Source organism: Pelorhabdus sp. sgz311001, assembly GCF_055901755.1.
Genome location: NZ_JBVXUT010000003.1, coordinates 472,499 through 487,698 on the forward strand (window position 1 = coordinate 472,499; position 15,200 = coordinate 487,698).

The 15,200-nt window shown below is 43.1% G+C and carries 13 protein-coding genes; 2 read left to right on the plus strand and 11 right to left on the minus strand.

Annotated elements, in window-relative coordinates:
- Nucleotides 1-5: 5 nt before the first annotated feature.
- The 5 genes from AC0MXB_RS10810 to AC0MXB_RS10830 all read right to left on the minus strand — a co-directional run bounded on the left by AC0MXB_RS10810 (nucleotide 6) and on the right by AC0MXB_RS10830 (nucleotide 6,063).
- Nucleotides 6-2,258: a HAMP domain-containing methyl-accepting chemotaxis protein gene (locus AC0MXB_RS10810; RefSeq protein WP_474039686.1), complete on the minus strand. Its 2,253-nt coding sequence runs from the start codon at nucleotides 2,256-2,258 to the stop codon at nucleotides 6-8.
- Nucleotides 2,259-2,315: 57 nt separating this feature from the next.
- Nucleotides 2,316-2,804, minus strand: a complete 489-nt coding sequence (locus tag AC0MXB_RS10815) for a chemotaxis protein CheW (RefSeq protein WP_474039687.1) — start codon at nucleotides 2,802-2,804, stop codon at nucleotides 2,316-2,318.
- Between the two features lie 149 nt (nucleotides 2,805-2,953).
- A complete protein-coding gene (locus tag AC0MXB_RS10820; protein ID WP_474039688.1) occupies nucleotides 2,954-5,065 on the minus strand; it encodes a chemotaxis protein CheW in 2,112 nt (703 codons plus the stop codon).
- Nucleotides 5,066-5,093: 28 nt separating this feature from the next.
- Entirely contained in the window at nucleotides 5,094-5,456 is a 363-nt protein-coding gene (locus AC0MXB_RS10825) for a response regulator (RefSeq protein WP_474039689.1), read from the minus strand.
- Nucleotides 5,457-5,478: 22 nt separating this feature from the next.
- Complete coding sequence (locus AC0MXB_RS10830) at nucleotides 5,479-6,063, minus strand: TetR/AcrR family transcriptional regulator (RefSeq protein ID WP_474039690.1); 585 nt, start codon at nucleotides 6,061-6,063, stop codon at nucleotides 5,479-5,481.
- 322 nt (nucleotides 6,064-6,385) lie between these two features.
- Between AC0MXB_RS10830 and AC0MXB_RS10835 the strand changes: the two genes are divergently transcribed.
- Nucleotides 6,386-6,682, plus strand: coding sequence for a hypothetical protein (locus AC0MXB_RS10835; protein ID WP_474039691.1), 297 nt, complete (start codon nucleotides 6,386-6,388; stop codon nucleotides 6,680-6,682).
- A gap of 185 nt (nucleotides 6,683-6,867) precedes the next feature.
- Here AC0MXB_RS10835 and AC0MXB_RS10840 read toward each other — a convergent pair whose 3' ends face one another.
- From AC0MXB_RS10840 to AC0MXB_RS10850, 3 genes are all read right to left on the minus strand, one after another.
- Nucleotides 6,868-7,041, minus strand: a complete 174-nt coding sequence (locus AC0MXB_RS10840; protein WP_474039692.1) for a hypothetical protein — start codon at nucleotides 7,039-7,041, stop codon at nucleotides 6,868-6,870.
- Nucleotides 7,041-9,020, minus strand: a complete 1,980-nt coding sequence (locus AC0MXB_RS10845; protein ID WP_474039693.1) for a methyl-accepting chemotaxis protein — start codon at nucleotides 9,018-9,020, stop codon at nucleotides 7,041-7,043. Before AC0MXB_RS10845 ends, AC0MXB_RS10840 begins: the two co-directional genes overlap by 1 nt.
- 697 nt (nucleotides 9,021-9,717) lie before the next feature.
- Nucleotides 9,718-11,007, minus strand: a complete 1,290-nt coding sequence (locus AC0MXB_RS10850; RefSeq protein WP_474039694.1) for an MFS transporter — start codon at nucleotides 11,005-11,007, stop codon at nucleotides 9,718-9,720.
- A gap of 334 nt (nucleotides 11,008-11,341) precedes the next feature.
- Here AC0MXB_RS10850 and AC0MXB_RS10855 point away from each other — a divergent pair, with 334 nt between their 5' ends.
- On the plus strand, nucleotides 11,342-11,668 hold the full coding sequence (locus AC0MXB_RS10855; protein ID WP_474039695.1) for a hypothetical protein: 327 nt from the start codon (nucleotides 11,342-11,344) through the stop codon (nucleotides 11,666-11,668).
- Between the two features lie 39 nt (nucleotides 11,669-11,707).
- Here the strand turns inward: AC0MXB_RS10855 and AC0MXB_RS10860 are convergent, their stop codons facing one another.
- From AC0MXB_RS10860 to AC0MXB_RS10870, 3 genes are all read right to left on the minus strand, one after another.
- A complete protein-coding gene (locus AC0MXB_RS10860) occupies nucleotides 11,708-12,985 on the minus strand; it encodes an MFS transporter (RefSeq protein ID WP_474039696.1) in 1,278 nt (425 codons plus the stop codon).
- A gap of 334 nt (nucleotides 12,986-13,319) precedes the next feature.
- Nucleotides 13,320-14,324 (minus strand): hypothetical protein, encoded by a 1,005-nt coding sequence (locus AC0MXB_RS10865; protein ID WP_474039697.1) that lies wholly within the window; start codon nucleotides 14,322-14,324, stop codon nucleotides 13,320-13,322.
- Between the two features lie 172 nt (nucleotides 14,325-14,496).
- On the minus strand, nucleotides 14,497-15,189 hold the full coding sequence (locus tag AC0MXB_RS10870) for a 3-oxoacid CoA-transferase subunit B (RefSeq protein ID WP_474039698.1): 693 nt from the start codon (nucleotides 15,187-15,189) through the stop codon (nucleotides 14,497-14,499).
- Nucleotides 15,190-15,200: the final 11 nt, after the last annotated feature.

The window sequence follows — 15,200 nt, forward strand, 5'->3', positions numbered from 1 at the left end:
ACCTACTAGTACTTACCGAATTCGCTGTCGTCAAGGACGATTTTCCCCTTTGCTGCCAGCGCAGGCTCGTATTTATCGATCCGTTCCCCTTGCCTGTGACTTTCTTTTTTATTCCTCATCATCGTTTCAATCGTCCGCAACATATCTGGATTCAAATTTCCCATATCTGAAAATCTCGCGAAAGACTGCTTTAAAGTGAACTTAGCTATATTCTTTTTCAGCAGATCAGCCTGGCTTGCCAGTTCTTCGCTGGCCGAGGCGCTTTCCTCTGCCGTGGCTGAATTGGTCTGCACCACTTGGGAAACTTGGGTGATCGCCTGATTGATCTGAGCAATCGCCGTAGCCTGTTCGTTTGAAGCTGCCGCAATCTCGCCAACCAGAGTGGCCGCTTTTGCCACCCCATCCACGATGCCATTGAGGGCTTCAGCCGTTTCATTGGCAATCGTTGTTCCGATATCGACTTTTTTGATCGAGCCTTCGATCATTGCGGTCGTTTCCTTCGCGGCATTGGCGCTGCGAGCAGCCAGATTCCGAACTTCCTCCGCCACCACGGCGAAGCCTTTGCCGTGCTGACCGGCCCTAGCGGCTTCAACAGCAGCGTTGAGCGCCAGTATATTGGTCTGGAAAGCAATCTCTTCAATTACTTTGATGATTTTAGAAATACTGGCGGAAGATTCATTGATCTCGGCCATGGCGTGAACCATTTCTTGCATTTGCCGATTTCCTTGAACTGCATTATCCTTAGCGGCGGTAGCCAGTTCGTTGGCCTCACTAGCGTTCATCGCATTTTCTTTCGTTTGGGCGGCAACTTGCTCCATGGAAACCGTGATTTCTTCGATCGAGCTAGCTTGCTCAGTAGACCCTTGCGATAAAACCTCGCCGGATTCAGCAATCTGTTGGGCTCCCGAAGCCACTTGTTCCGAGGCTTCATTAATATTTCCCAGAATTTCATTTAGGGAGATGATAATTTGGTTGAGCGCATTTTTGATTTCGACAAAATCGCCCCGATAATCTCTGGTAATATCGACATTCATATTGCCCCTGGCCATTTCGCTCAGCACCTGCGATATTTCACTTATATAGCCCAGAAGAGAGTCGATAGTGCCGTTGAGAGCATCCTTGATAATGGTATAATCTCCTTTATAATCGCCCTTAACGGCGACATGGAGATTGCCAACTGACATTTCCTTCAAAACTTCCGTGGTTTCCTGGAGCGGCCTAACAATAGCGTCTAGAGTAGAATTAATCCCCTCGACTATTTTTCGGAACTCACCGCCATGTTTTGCGGCGTCGGCCCGGGTTGCCAGTTGGCCCTCCACGGCTGCCGAAGCCAGCATATTGACATCTGTAACCATCTGATTAATATTATTAATGCATTTATGTAAGTTTTTTCCTAACAGATCATTCTCCGATTTTATTTTTACCTGAGCGGTCATATCGCCAGCAGCGATCTTCTCGGCGACAAGCGCCTGCTCGTGAATGCTTTCGATCATTCTGGCAAAAGAGTGCATCAGAGTTCCTATTTCGTCTTTTGATGTGGCAGTAACAGTAACATTCACATCGCCTACGGCAAGCTTATCCGCCGCCTCGACTAACTTGCCAATCGGCCTGCTGATAATACGCGATATCATCAGTCCCAGGAATATCGCCAGAGCAATCGCGATCGCTATAATTACAGCAACAGCGATTGTGTCCTTATCAGCGGTTTCCTGGTTGGCTTCGGCCTTTTGCTTGGCTAGTGTAATCTTGAGGGTCTGAAGTCCACTCAAGCCTTCATCCATCGCTTTATTAATCCTAGGTCCGTCAGCTTCCATAAGCTGCGTTGCCGCATCCAATTGGTTCGCCTGAGCTAGAGCGATCAACTTGTCGAGATAAGCTTCATATTCACCGATAGCAGCCCGAAACGCAGTAATTATCCTGCGGCCCTCATCAGTATAAGTGGTTTGTTCGACGTTCTGCAGTAAACCCTTCAGTTTCTGCATGGCTTCCTTTATCTTCGCTGCCGATGCGCCTCGCTTGCTCGGATCTTTCTCCAACAGCATATTTCTGAACTCCACCCGGACAATCCAGTACTGTTCCGTCATATCCACCAGTTCCCCAACAGGCACCGTGAATTTTTCGTAAAGTACTTTGTCCTCCGCAGTAATATGGCGTAGATTATAGATACCAAAGAGTCCCACAAACCCGGTGATCAGGCTGACGAGAACGAAGCCGAGAATTAATTTTTTGCTGATATTCAGATCATTGTACCAAGACATTTAGTACTCCTCCTACTTCATTGAGTTGACCTAAGACAATGTTTCGCTGCATCTTGATTAATCGATCTCCGGCATCGCATCATCGCCGAGCAATCTGTCACAATCCAGAATCAGTATCACTGCGCCGCTCACCTTACCGATCGCCTTGGTAAATCGCTGCTGATAACTCCCATGATTCAATTCCGGTGGTGGAACAATATCCGACTCGCCGATTGTCAATACTTCGGCGACAGTATCGACAATAAGGCCGACGGTAATCCCGCTGATATCAACTACGACAATGCATGTCCGATCATTGTACTCCATCGCGGGTTTCTTAAACCGAAGCCGTACATCAATAACCGGAATGATCTTTCCCCTGAGGTTGATAATGCCTTTTACGTATTCCGGCAAGTCCGGTACCTTAGTAATAGGCTGCAGTCCAATGATCTCCGTAACAAACTTGATTTCCAAGCCATAAACTTCTGCACCCATAGGAAATGTCAAGAATTTGTCCTTCTGGGTATCTTCCTCGAATTCTAGCTCCATTTCCACTTTTTCGGACACAAGCACTCCTCCCATATTCATCCCATCACTTTTAACCGCTCTTGATCCCTTTATTCGCTCTTGCTCGCCTTTTTAGCTAGCGCCAGAAGACACCACTATTTTCCGAATTTACTGTCATCAATAAATACTTGGCGAACATGCTTTACCGCCTACTCGGCGTATTTTCGATTCATCAACCCGCCAATATCAAGTATTAGGCTGATGCCACCATCTCCCAGGAGAGTGCATCCCGCCAAACCTTCCACTTGCCTAATATTTTTGATATAGGTCGGCAACGCTTTTACAACCACCTGCTGCTCGCCGATCAGTTCGTCCGCAAACAGGCAAGTCGCTTTGTTCTCATTTTCCACCATAATAATGATGCCCTCCGAAATACGCGTGACAGCCTGATCCACCTTAAAAACCCGACTGATACGCAGAATCGGATAGCATTCGCCGCGAACCATTATCATTTCGTTGCCGTCAGGATCAATGATAATTTCCTGTTCTTTAGGTCTAAACGATTCTTTTATCACAGCGATCGGAATCGTGTAACGGGCGTTTCCCACGCCTATCGTCATACCGTCAATAATCGCCAGAGTGAGGGGAATCCGCAGCGAAATAGTCGTTCCAGCGCCAGGAGAGCTGTCAATCAGCACTGCCCCGCCAATACTGTTGATATTTTTGGTTACTACATCCATGCCCACGCCGCGGCCAGAAAACTCCGTCACTTTATCCTTCGTGGAAAATCCTGGTGAGAAAATGAAGGAAAAGATTTCCTTGTCGGTCAATTCATTCTCAGGCTTGTGAATGAGGTCATTCTCCCTAGCGCGCTTCAATATCTTGTCTTTATTCAAACCCTTGCCGTCATCCTTAATGACGATTACAACGTCACTGCCGTCGTTCTTCGCCTCTAGCGTAATACTCCCAGCGGCCGGTTTGCCTGCCGCCACCCGCTCCTCACCAGACTCGATTCCATGATCAATGGAGTTTCTGATTAAATGCATCAACGGATCGGAGACATGTTCGATAATATTTTTATCGACCTCTGTTTCTTCTCCTACTAGATTCAGCCGGACTTCCTTGCCGAGCTTTTTACTCATGTCGCGGACAATCCGGTGCATTTTATGAAAGGTTGCCGCAAGCGGCAGCATTCGAACCGACATTACCGTATCCTGTAGCTCGCTCGTTATTTTCTCTAGCTGCCGCGCCGCTTTGGTGAAGTTATCCAGGGAAAGCCCTTTCAGATCAGGGTTTTGCGTGACCAGAGCCTCTGCGATCACTAGTTCGCCCACCAAATCCATCAGCATGTCCAGTTTTGCGACATTGACACTGATCATGCTCTGATTGCTTGCCGCAGCTACACCAGCATTTTTTTCGCTAGTGCGTTTTTCGGCAATGTTCTTTTCTCTGGGAATCGGTATCTTTACCTCAGGCTCGTCCAGAACAATCTGAGCGACCGGCGTAATCTTGCCTGGGGCTGGTTCACTGATTTCGATCAGTTCAAGGCTTTTAAGAAAAATCGTTTTATCCAAAAGCTCATAGATTTCGTCGTACGTTCGTTCTGTGGCGAAAAATAGCTTGAATCCGTCCTTACGGATAATCGCGGCCGTAGAATCGTCTTCCATAATATTGTCCGGTATGTAAGAAATATCTTCGGCCGTCTCCCTCAGTGTGGGGATAATGGTATAGGCCCGAATATTCTCCATCTCGCAATTATCCTCAAAGAATATCGTCGCCGAAAAAAATCGTTTATCAAATGCCCTGCTGGGTTTGTCCTGACTAATATAATACTGCTGCTTGCTTACAGGAGCCTCAGTCTTAATCTCGGCTGGGGACGATTCGGTTTTGGCTTTTGTAGAATCGGGATTAGCAGCCTTCAGCTGATCCAAAAAACTTTTTATGGCGCTGATAAGAGAGTTCGCGTCCCCATCGGAACTACCGACGTTTCGGATCTTCTCTAGCTCGTTCTTAATAAAATCAGCGCCACTGAGAATAAGATCCGACAATTGTGAGCAATCTACCTTTTCCGGTTTCGCCTCGCGAAGATAGAAAAACACATCTTCAAGAGAATGGGCGAGAGTCGCCATGTTATCAAACAGCATCATAGCCGACGCGCCTTTAATGGAATGCATCACCCGGAATATTTCATTAATCTCTGTTGCGCCATAGCAGCCCGACTCTTCACTGACAATTACCGTTTGTTCCAACTGTTCTAGCAGTTGCGCTGTTTCAAACAGATATAGATCAAGCATTGGTTCCAAAGTATTCTGATCCGACATCGCCCATCTACCCCTTCAATGTACTCTATTACAACGCCGCGACCTTGTTAAGCGTTTCTAGCACCTGTGGTTCTTTAAATGGCTTCACCACGAAATATTTGGCACCGTTCATAATGGACTCTTTGACGAAACGTTCCTGCCCCATGGCCGAAACCATAACAACCTTAGCCTGAGGATCCAAGGCCATAATCTCTTTCAGCGCTTCGATTCCAGTCTTCACAGGCATGGTAATATCCATTGTCACGATATCAGGCTTTAAAATCTTGTATTTTTCAATCGCTTGGGCACCATCCTCCGCTTCTCCTACTACCTCATAATCATGTTTCTCAAGCATTCCCTTCAGAGCTAACCGCATAAAAACCATATCATCAACTACTAATACTCTTTTCATCTTCTTCCTCCAGTTATGTTTTTTATAAACAAAATGCTTCAAGCAACATATCCAGGGCGGTAATGATCTTTTCTCTTAGAGAAAAATTACGATCGTTCATCCGCCAGGATAAACAGATACTACTAAAAGCGCCCCAAATAATATCAGCTAGTATTGCACTGTCTAGGTCTTCTTTTATTTCTCCCAGCTTTTGTCCCCTCTCAATAACTTCCGTGAGAAAGTTCTTGCGACTGAACAGAATGTTATGTACCTTATCTTCAAATTCAGGCTCTGATGATAGTACGCCGTAAATTTGTGTCAAAGCGGTAATCGCTGGATAGTTTTCATAGTAAATAGCATAAGAATCAATCAAAAAAGTGATAGCTTCTTTCGTCCGCAACCCCTTCAACCTGACCGATTGAAAAATATCAGCGTCATATTGAGAAAAATGGTCCAGGACTGCCAGAATAATCTCGTTCTTTGACTTGAAATGCCGAAAAAGCGTTCCCTCCGAAATCCCCTGTCGTGTTGCAATCGCACGTGTTGATAAGCCCTGGATGCCCAACTCGTCAATGATTTCGATTGCCGAAAGTATAACTCTCTCTTTTCGATGTAAAAAACTGTTCATAACTTTACCACCCGAGCGAGTGATCACTCGCTTTTTTATTTCATTTTATAAGTTCGCCTAACTGCTTGTCAACATTTTTCAATATAATTTTTTACTCGTTTACATAAATTTAACAATTATGGTAAAACAAGCAGGAAAATTGTCGAACAAAGATGCTTTGATAGTATTTTTTTCATTTCGATGATATTTTCCCAAAAGTTTTATGTCAGCATTAGTCTATTATCTTATGGACATAATATCACTGAATAACTCTAGTTCTTATGACGTTAGTTCCTCACGAAGCCAAAATTATATCAGCACATTACAATAGAGGTGAACGAATATGCATCATAATAATCGAGTTGTATGTCCAGTTTGCAACTCTGATAAATTGATGTTAAAATACCAAGCTACCTATGAATATTCTTATAGAATAGATGCAAATGCCCCAGGAGTTAATAATACCCAAGAGCTTCTTCCCTATATGTATGATAGGCGAGAACAAAAGGATGGTAAGCAATATATAGAATGCAAGAGCTGCGGAACCTACTATCCATGCTATTTTGATAAATGGACAGAAGGAATTACCGTCCAAATGATACAAAATACGATTAACTCAGCATATACGCCGCAACAGTAACGGCCGAAGGAAATAGCAAAGTGGGGACATGGAGGAAATCCCCCAAAAGACAAGAACGCCCGCCAAATTTTTGTTAATTTGGCAGACGTTCTTGTCTTTTTCACTACAAATGATGCATAAAAAACGACGAGACTCATCTCATATATCAGTCAAAAACGTGATTTATGTCTTGTACAATTTATCTATCAATAAACCCGCCTGCCACCATCAATATAGTCGGCAAAACTAATAATCTGCGATTTTAGCGGAATTTCATCCTCTACCACGCCAAAAAATCCCTTTCCATCGAGCTTTTCTTGATGATATAAAATTATATTTTCCTCAAACTTTAATAACGGATAGGTACGAAACTCCATCATTATACGTCAAACCGAGAAGTCAGCGCTTGCAAATTTCCTGCCATCTCTTTATTTCCTTCTGCACCGGCAGCCAGTGTCTGCATGCCTGCAGCTTGTTCTTCCATGGCTGCAGCTACCTGCTGCGAACTCGCTACTACCTTTTCCATGACAGCAGATACTTTTTCAATTTGACCTACGATCTCTTCTGAATTAGCCAATTCCTGATCGGCGAGTTGATTAATCTCTGCAATCGCCAAAACCGTATCCGCTACAGCCTGATCAATCTGTGCCAAGGAATCGTCTGTGCTCTGTGCTGCCAAAACTCCCTTGGCAACCTGATGAGCATTTTTATCGATTGCTTCCACAACCTTACTGGTGTTTTCCGTAATTTTATAGATCAAAGCACTAATATCACGCGCTCCGCTATCGGATTGCTCCGCTAATTTGCGCACCTCTTCGGCCACAACGCTAAACCCCTTGCCGTGTTCACCAGCTCGCGCCGCTTCAATACTAGCATTTAGAGCAAGCAAATTAGTCTGCTTAGCTAGAGCCGTAATCATTTCAATAATCTGTCCAGCCTGCTGAGCATACTGATTCAGTTCTTCAATAGCTTTCCCCGTACTTTGTGTTTCAGCTTTAATATCCTGCATACAGCTCACAGTTTCGCTAACTTTACGGCGCCCCGCTTCACCGGCTAAGCTTGTAGCATGCGACTTTTCTACCGCCGTATCAACCTTTATTTTCGCATCCCCGATGAGTTGCGCTAATTCCGCCAGTATCTGTCTGGTTTTTTGCAAATCTTCATTGCCAACCCTAGCATCTTCTGCTACATCCTGCGTATTTTCCGTAATATCATTCCCTGCTGCTACGACCTGTTCGATAGAAGCCGCCATTTGTGACGAACTAGCAAATAAATGGTCACTACTGCTTCTCACGTTTTTTACGATGCCCGCCTGCCCTCGCAGCATAGCGTCAAAGGAGCGAAATAAATCACCAATTTCATCTTTTCTGGTACTTGTAACTCCTTGGGTCAAATCCCCCTGCTCCACTTTGCGCATTAAACTGCGCAAATGTTCAATTGGTTTGACAAGGGAATTAGCCTGTATATACGCGATCGCTAAAGCCAACGCCAAGGCTATAACTAGTATCGCTACCGTATTATACAAAATTCGATCAGCCGTTTTCATATACTCTTTAACAGGAAGTGTCACAGCCAATGAAAATTGCTTAACAGGCACATATGCAGCTAACATCGTTTGGCCTTGCTCTACATAAAATCCCTGCCCACTTCTTCCAGTAGTCATCGCTTTAGCCAGTTCCGCGGTCCCCTGATCTTTACTTTCAAGCAAGGAGTCCTTTAAAACAAGCTCCTTATTGGGATGAGACACAAACTGCCCCTTGTTATTGAGCAAATAAGCATAGCCCGTTTCGCCAATTTTTAAACTATCTGCCTGGCGGACAAGATAGTCAAAATTGACACTAGCCGCCAATACACCGACGATTTTCCCATTGTCCTTAATAGGCTGGGTAATAAGAATGATCGATTTATGATTCGTTTTTGATACCAATACTTCACTGGTAACTTTTTGGCCTGCCATAGTTTGTTTAAAATAATCACGTTCTTTTACAGAATAGCCTGCCGAACCATCCTGACTTGACATAATAATGGTTCCCTTGGCGTCGACAATGAATATTCCATCTAATAATTCTTGATTCTGTTGTTGTAAATTTTGCAGTGTCGTTCTGGCCATTTCACCATTACCGGACAATACCGACTCGCGAAAAACACCATCCATCGCTGCTGTATATGCTAAAATATCTGCACTTTCCATATTTGCCTCTAGCACCAAGCCCATTTTTTCCGCTATACTTACGGTCTGTTCTTCGCTCTTAACCTTTAAAGAATCCGCAGTTTGTCGATATGAAAGGATTCCTAAAGTCAGACAGGGCAATGTAATTAATAAAAAAAGTCCCGTTACTATTTTTGCTTTCAATTTCATTCGTAATCTCACACCCCTCTTTGCCATCATTCGTTTTGATTGAGATAATTACAGCATAGCTACACTCATTTTCATTATTAAACGCTATCATGTTATTGATCTCATAAGCATACTTTTTTTCTTATGTATTCGCTTAAGAACAGTTTTTTTTCAATAAATAACCTGTTAATTATTAACTAGTTTATCAAAAATACAAAAAAACACAAGACTCATTATTATCAGCTTGATATTCATCGGTACGCGCACTCCCTATTTACAAAACGAACGGACCTGTATCAGCACTGATGCAGGCCCGTTCGTTTTGTTTCAACCCCAATAAATAAAGCTATTTTAGTGCATATTCAACAGCTGCATAATTCATTGTAAATAATATTATGGAACTCATACCACCTAACCCAATTGTTTTCATAGTCCGCTCCTTACATTATAAAGATTACAATACTAATATCATACACTAGGGTTTCTTTATTTTCCATATTTCCATATTTTCATATTTACCTAGTGCCAAAGTTATTGCTGATTATTGGCAATGAATATGAGCTGCTTTATAAGCTCCTTAACATTTTGAATTACTATATCAATGTCACTCTTACTTCCATTGTTAATATGAATTCCTGCTGAAGCTACCTGTGCAATTTCGTTATATATGACACAAGGAGTTTGCTGGTGTAAAGAAAAATCTTAGCTGACCACTTTCCTATTCCAAACTTTTTCCTTTGGATTCAGGAATCAGAAAAATACTGACTCCGGCCAAAAAATAAGCAAAGGAAGTAAGCCCTAGTGCAGATCCCATTCCGTACAGACCGGCAAAATAACCAATCACCATTGGCGATACAGCACTAATCATCCGCCCAACATTATAAGTAAAGCCCGTTCCTACACCACGAACAGCTGTGGGAAAAGACTCTGAGCAAATCGCACCAAATCCGCTGAAAGAGCCGGAGCCAAAGATCCCTACAAGCGGCCCTAAGATCATCAGGGTAGTAACATCGCGTACCGAACCATAGAAATAGACTAAAACAGCCGCAATCATTAAATAAATAGCAAATACAGGGCGACGACCAAACTTATCAGCAAAAAAACCATATGTAACATAGCCGACCCAAGCCCCCAGCATCGTCGGAATCATAAAGCCGGAAGACTTAAGAATACTAAGTCCTGCACCGCCTTTTTCAACGGGAGTGCTCAAATAACCGGGCAGCCAGGTAAATAGCCCCCAGTAAGCAAACATCATAAAAGTACTCGAAAGCGTAATCACCAGGGTATAACGAATGAGCTGCGGACTAAAGATCTGCCATACACTGACCCTTTGTGCAGTTTCTCCCTGCTTCATCGATTTCCACATATCAGTTTCCTCTACAGCAACTGCAAGCCAGACCAAAAGCAGTGCTCCCGGGATAATTCCAATCATAAATAATGTTCTCCAACCCCAGACAGGAAGAATAACCATGGAAGCAATCGCAGCCATAACGTAGCCAAATGCCCAGCCACTTTGCATAATGCCAATTGCTTTTGCACGATTTTTAGTTGACCATGTCTCTGAAATCAAAAGAACACCGGCAGTCCATTGTCCTCCCATGCCAAGGCCTAAAATCGTTCTAGCAATTGCCAGCTGCACCAGATTTTGCGCCAAACCACTCAGTCCTGTAAAAATAGAAAACAAAAGAATTGTTGTCATAATGGCTTTTTTTCGCCCCAGCTTATCAGAAAACAGCCCTGCACCAATACCACCTACTGCCGAGGAAAACAAAGTAACTGTGGCAAGAAAACCTGCCTCCACGGCACTAAGTCCCCACTCTCCCAGCAGTGTTGTAAGAGCAAATGCATATACCATGACATCAAATGCATCTAGTGCATACCCGAAGAAGCCGGCAATTAGGGCATTCCATTCTTTCTTTGTAACGCCTCGCCACCAGGATTGCGCCACGTCTTCCTTCTTTCTTTCCCTATCCAGTTCCTCTTCAACACCTTGCTTTACAGCTTCCATTCCAAACCTCCTCATTATTTTTGCTGATTTCACCTATATTAACTGATAGTTTATATTTTTTACATAGAGCTCCTCATAATTGATTTCATTGATTACTCAGTCATTCAAATATTAACTGCCAGTAAATTTTTCAAATAAAAAAAGAAAACACTTCTTTGATCTGTTTTAAGGAACTGCTTTTCACTTCTAGCCATAGAAGATGAAATATGATATATTTTTAGTAATATCCTATTATTTGAAATGTGACATTTTTACAGGTAGTTTTATTTTAACTGCTAGTTAAATCCATTGTCAATAGGCATACGAATAAAAAACTAATAACGTGGTGATGATTATGAATCTTGGTGAACAAGTCCGTACAGCAAGACTCCATACACATATAACTTTAGATGAAGCTGCTGAGCTGATCCGCAATCGCTATAACGTGCGTCTTTCTGGTGCCTATTTGAGTATGATTGAGCGAAACGAGCGAACCAATTTAACAACAAAACTCCAAAATGCTTTGATTGATTTTTTCTGTTTAAACACGCCTCATATTCCTGATCTCATCGATATTCTTGATCAACAAGAGTTAACTGTTGATGGACAACCGCTCAGCGAAGAAGCACGAGCTGATATTAAGGCAATCATTCAGCTTGTCATTAAGAAAAAACAAAAATAAACTCCTGACACATGTCAGGAGTTTATTTTTTGTAAAAACTTATTCTAATTCACGTCCCTTCGTTTCCGGAAGCAGAAAGATCGCTGCGGCAGCTAAGAAGTAAGCGGCTCCGGTAAACAAAAGAGCTGAGCCAAGTCCGTAAAACAAAGCCAGATAACCAATAAACAGAGGCGCTCCTGCACTGAATATCCGTCCCATATTATACGTAAATCCGGTTCCAAATCCCCGAGCCTGAGTAGGAAATATCTCGGAGGCGAATGCACCAAAACCACTAAAAGCGCCAGAACCGAAAAAACCGACAAATGGGCCTAAAAGAAAGAGCATTTCCGGATCGCGTGAAGTTCCGTAAAAATAAACGAGACAAGCAGCAACCATAAGATAGAAAGAGAAAACCGGTCGTCGTCCCATACGATCCGCAAAAAAACCATACGTCACATAGCCAAGCCATGCACCAATCATCACAGGAATCATAAACTGTGATGATTGAACAATACTGAGTCCTGCCCCGCCTTTTTCTGCAGGCATACTCAGATAGCTTGGCAGCCAGGAAAACAGTCCCCAGTACCCCAGCATCAGCAAGGTGCTAATCAACGTAATCACAACCGTATACCGCCGTAAAGCAGGCCGGAAAATCTGGAAAAAGTCCATACGACTTTCTTTGCTTTGCGCCTGTGCCTTCTTCCAGTGTACTGTTTCATCAATGTAGTAGACAAGCCATAAAATACAAGTCGCCGGCAGCAGACCAATCATAAATAAAGCACGCCAACCATAAGACGGCAACAGCATAATTGTCGCCAAGGCAGCCAGTACATAGCCTAATGCCCAGCCACTTTGCATCAGTCCCATCGCTTTCGCCCGATGCCCGGGAGGCCATGTTTCTGCCAGTAGAAGAACGCCTGCAGTCCATTGACCGCCCATACCAATCCCCAAACAAGTTCTGGCTAAAGCCAACTGTATAACATTTTGTGAAATACCACTCAAAAAGGAAAACACAGCAAATATAGAGACAGTCAGCATAATCCCCTTTTTCCGGCCAAAGCGGTCTGACACAATACCAAAAAGAACACCACCAAAGGACGAAGCAAATAAAGTAAGCGACGCCAAAAAGCCAGCACTAATTGTAGTCAACTGCATTTCCTGCACAATCGTAGTCAGAGCAAATGCATATACCATCACATCAAATGAATCAAGCGTATAACCAAAAAAAGCCGCAGCCAAAGCCTTCCACTGCGAAATAGTAATCTCTTGCCACCACGGTTTTCTTGTTTCAATAATCTCAACAGTAATTCCCGATCTGTTACTTTTTCTTGGTAACATAACGTCTCCCTGTAGCTGCATTATATCACCCAATATATCGTAAAACCGCTCCAAAGTAAACCTTAGTAGGCAAAACCTCCCTGTTCAGTTTTTTTAACTGCCTGGAAGAATATTTTGCAAAAATCTTACACTTCATTCTTTTTTCCATTGAAATTAAAAGCCCCTTCCCAATTACTCAATAACTCGGAAGGAGCCTCTAAGCTTGTCAATACTAATTTTCCCCACATCAAGTAAAGCCGCAAAAAACCGATATTGACTACACAGGCATTATTTAAGAATAAAAATGAAGCTGCGAAGAAAAAAGGTCATTTCATCCACAAAGATAAGTAACTTATTATGCAGTTATATAAAGTATATACGGCTGATTTTCAGAGTAATTGGAAAGATACGTTTTTCTTATAATAGAATCTATGTCTTTAGAGATAATACCATCAAGATTATTGGTAGTTAAGTTTATTGGACTAACTTCTTGAGGAGCGACTATACCTGCCGTAGTTTGAATCAAATTCTTTAGACCAGAATAATTTAATGCATCGCCGGTATTACTCTCGGCTATGTTTGTAGTAGGGGCAGTTGTCGTAGCTGTTTCCAACTTGCTTCTAAAATAATTTAAATAATCGCCCCCTGTTTTTAAAACCGTTTGCCATTTGTCCGGGTTATTACTTATAATTTCTTGCATTTGCCGCGAATTATCTTGGAAAATATTTAGAATGTCTGTTTTTATTTTTTCGTTAGTGAGGCTACTCGTGGGATCGGTGGTTTGTAGCTTATTATAGATTTTATCGGCTGTTTTCTGAGCAAAATTCCCGACAAGATTATTAACGTAATCATCCAAGCTGTTTACCCGTGCTTGCAGATCATCACCTTGGAAATTGCTTTGCAGCTCACTCTTGTAGAAACTTGTCCTGACTATAAGATTATTAAGATAGTCTGTACCATTGTCAGTAACAGAAGTAATACGCGGCCCATTAAAGTCTTGGTAATATACATTACCGTCAATACTATCAGGATTAGTCGCAGCCAAATCCTGCCGAATGCTTTGCGATGTCAGTGCCGTTTTTTTGAAATAGTCCTGCCAATTTTGCGCATCTTGGGGTGAAGTGCAATCAGAAACCGAAAAAGCAAAGTCATCATTCTGCATCTCAGATGAAACGCACTTTTGTGCGATTGAGTTGTATTGGTCCTGACTTATCACAACTGATGGTAGTGGATTCTCAGCAGTTTTGGCCATCATCTCTTTTACAGCCTCAGGATCCAGCTGGATACTTGTTTCGATTTGCGGCGAAAGTTGCGTGCTTACATTAGTCAGCGAAAATGGACTTAACATTCTTATCGGCATAGAGTCCCCCTCTTTCTTGATAAAATTACTTTCACATACTATACATCGTATTCTATTAGAGACTTTTTAAGTGTCGCCATTATTTTTTCTCAGCAATTGCAGTAGAAGCGCCCGTCAAGTATCTGACGAGCGCTTAAGACATCTTTTTGCTTCGATTTCCTTGTTTCTACGATTATCGCTCGATCAGCTTAGCACTGCCTGGATATAATCGATACTCACACAGGTCATCCGCGACTGTGAACTCAGCCTCGGTCATCTGTATGATATCTTCCACCGAGAAACCTGGAGCCACTTCCTTCAGTATCAAGCCTTGCGGAGTCACGCTAAATACGGCTTTGTCGGTTATGATAACATCGACTACGCCTTTACCAGTCAAGGGAAGGAGACATTTTTTTAAGATTTTAGAATTCCCCTTTTTGTCATTATGTTGCAACGTAGCAACCACTTTACGAGCCCCAACAACGAGATCCATGGCCCCTCCCATACCAGGAGAATATTTACCGGGAGCAATTGGCATCGCCCAGTTCGCAATACTCCCTTCCTGGTCTACTTCTAATGCCCCGAGAATCGTGGAATCTACATGCCCCCCTCTGATAATCGAAAAAGATGTTGACAGATCAAATATGCACGCGCCTGGCAGTAACGTAATCGGCTGCCCGCCGGCATTAGCCACGTCAGCATCTTGCGCTCCCAGCTTGGGAGTCGGTCCAAACATCAGGCACCCATTCTCCGACTGTAAAATTACATTGACACCAGGTGGAATATAATTAGCGGCCGCCGTTGGCATACCAAAACCGAGATTTACCACTTCACCATCATTAAGCTCTAAAGCAGCCCGGCGGGCGATCATTTCTCTAAAATCCATGTTATATACCT

Bases quoted from the DNA above. Each gene is read 5' to 3' on its own strand.
- AC0MXB_RS10825 (WP_474039689.1), bottom strand. From the start codon at position 5,456: ATGAAAAGAGTATTAGTAGTTGATGATATGGTTTTTATGCGGTTAGCT.
- AC0MXB_RS10870 (WP_474039698.1), bottom strand. From the start codon at position 15,189: ATGGATTTTAGAGAAATGATCGCCCGCCGGGCTGCTTTAGAGCTTAAT.
- AC0MXB_RS10855 (WP_474039695.1), top strand. From the start codon at position 11,342: ATGAATCTTGGTGAACAAGTCCGTACAGCAAGACTCCATACACATATA.
- AC0MXB_RS10840 (WP_474039692.1), bottom strand. From the start codon at position 7,041: ATGATGGAGTTTCGTACCTATCCGTTATTAAAGTTTGAGGAAAATATA.
- AC0MXB_RS10810 (WP_474039686.1), bottom strand. From the start codon at position 2,258: ATGTCTTGGTACAATGATCTGAATATCAGCAAAAAATTAATTCTCGGC.
- AC0MXB_RS10820 (WP_474039688.1), bottom strand. From the start codon at position 5,065: ATGTCGGATCAGAATACTTTGGAACCAATGCTTGATCTATATCTGTTT.
- AC0MXB_RS10845 (WP_474039693.1), bottom strand. From the start codon at position 9,020: ATGAAATTGAAAGCAAAAATAGTAACGGGACTTTTTTTATTAATTACA.
- AC0MXB_RS10860 (WP_474039696.1), bottom strand. From the start codon at position 12,985: ATGTTACCAAGAAAAAGTAACAGATCGGGAATTACTGTTGAGATTATT.
- AC0MXB_RS10835 (WP_474039691.1), top strand. From the start codon at position 6,386: ATGCATCATAATAATCGAGTTGTATGTCCAGTTTGCAACTCTGATAAA.
- AC0MXB_RS10830 (WP_474039690.1), bottom strand. From the start codon at position 6,063: ATGAACAGTTTTTTACATCGAAAAGAGAGAGTTATACTTTCGGCAATC.
- AC0MXB_RS10865 (WP_474039697.1), bottom strand. From the start codon at position 14,324: ATGCCGATAAGAATGTTAAGTCCATTTTCGCTGACTAATGTAAGCACG.
- AC0MXB_RS10850 (WP_474039694.1), bottom strand. From the start codon at position 11,007: ATGGAAGCTGTAAAGCAAGGTGTTGAAGAGGAACTGGATAGGGAAAGA.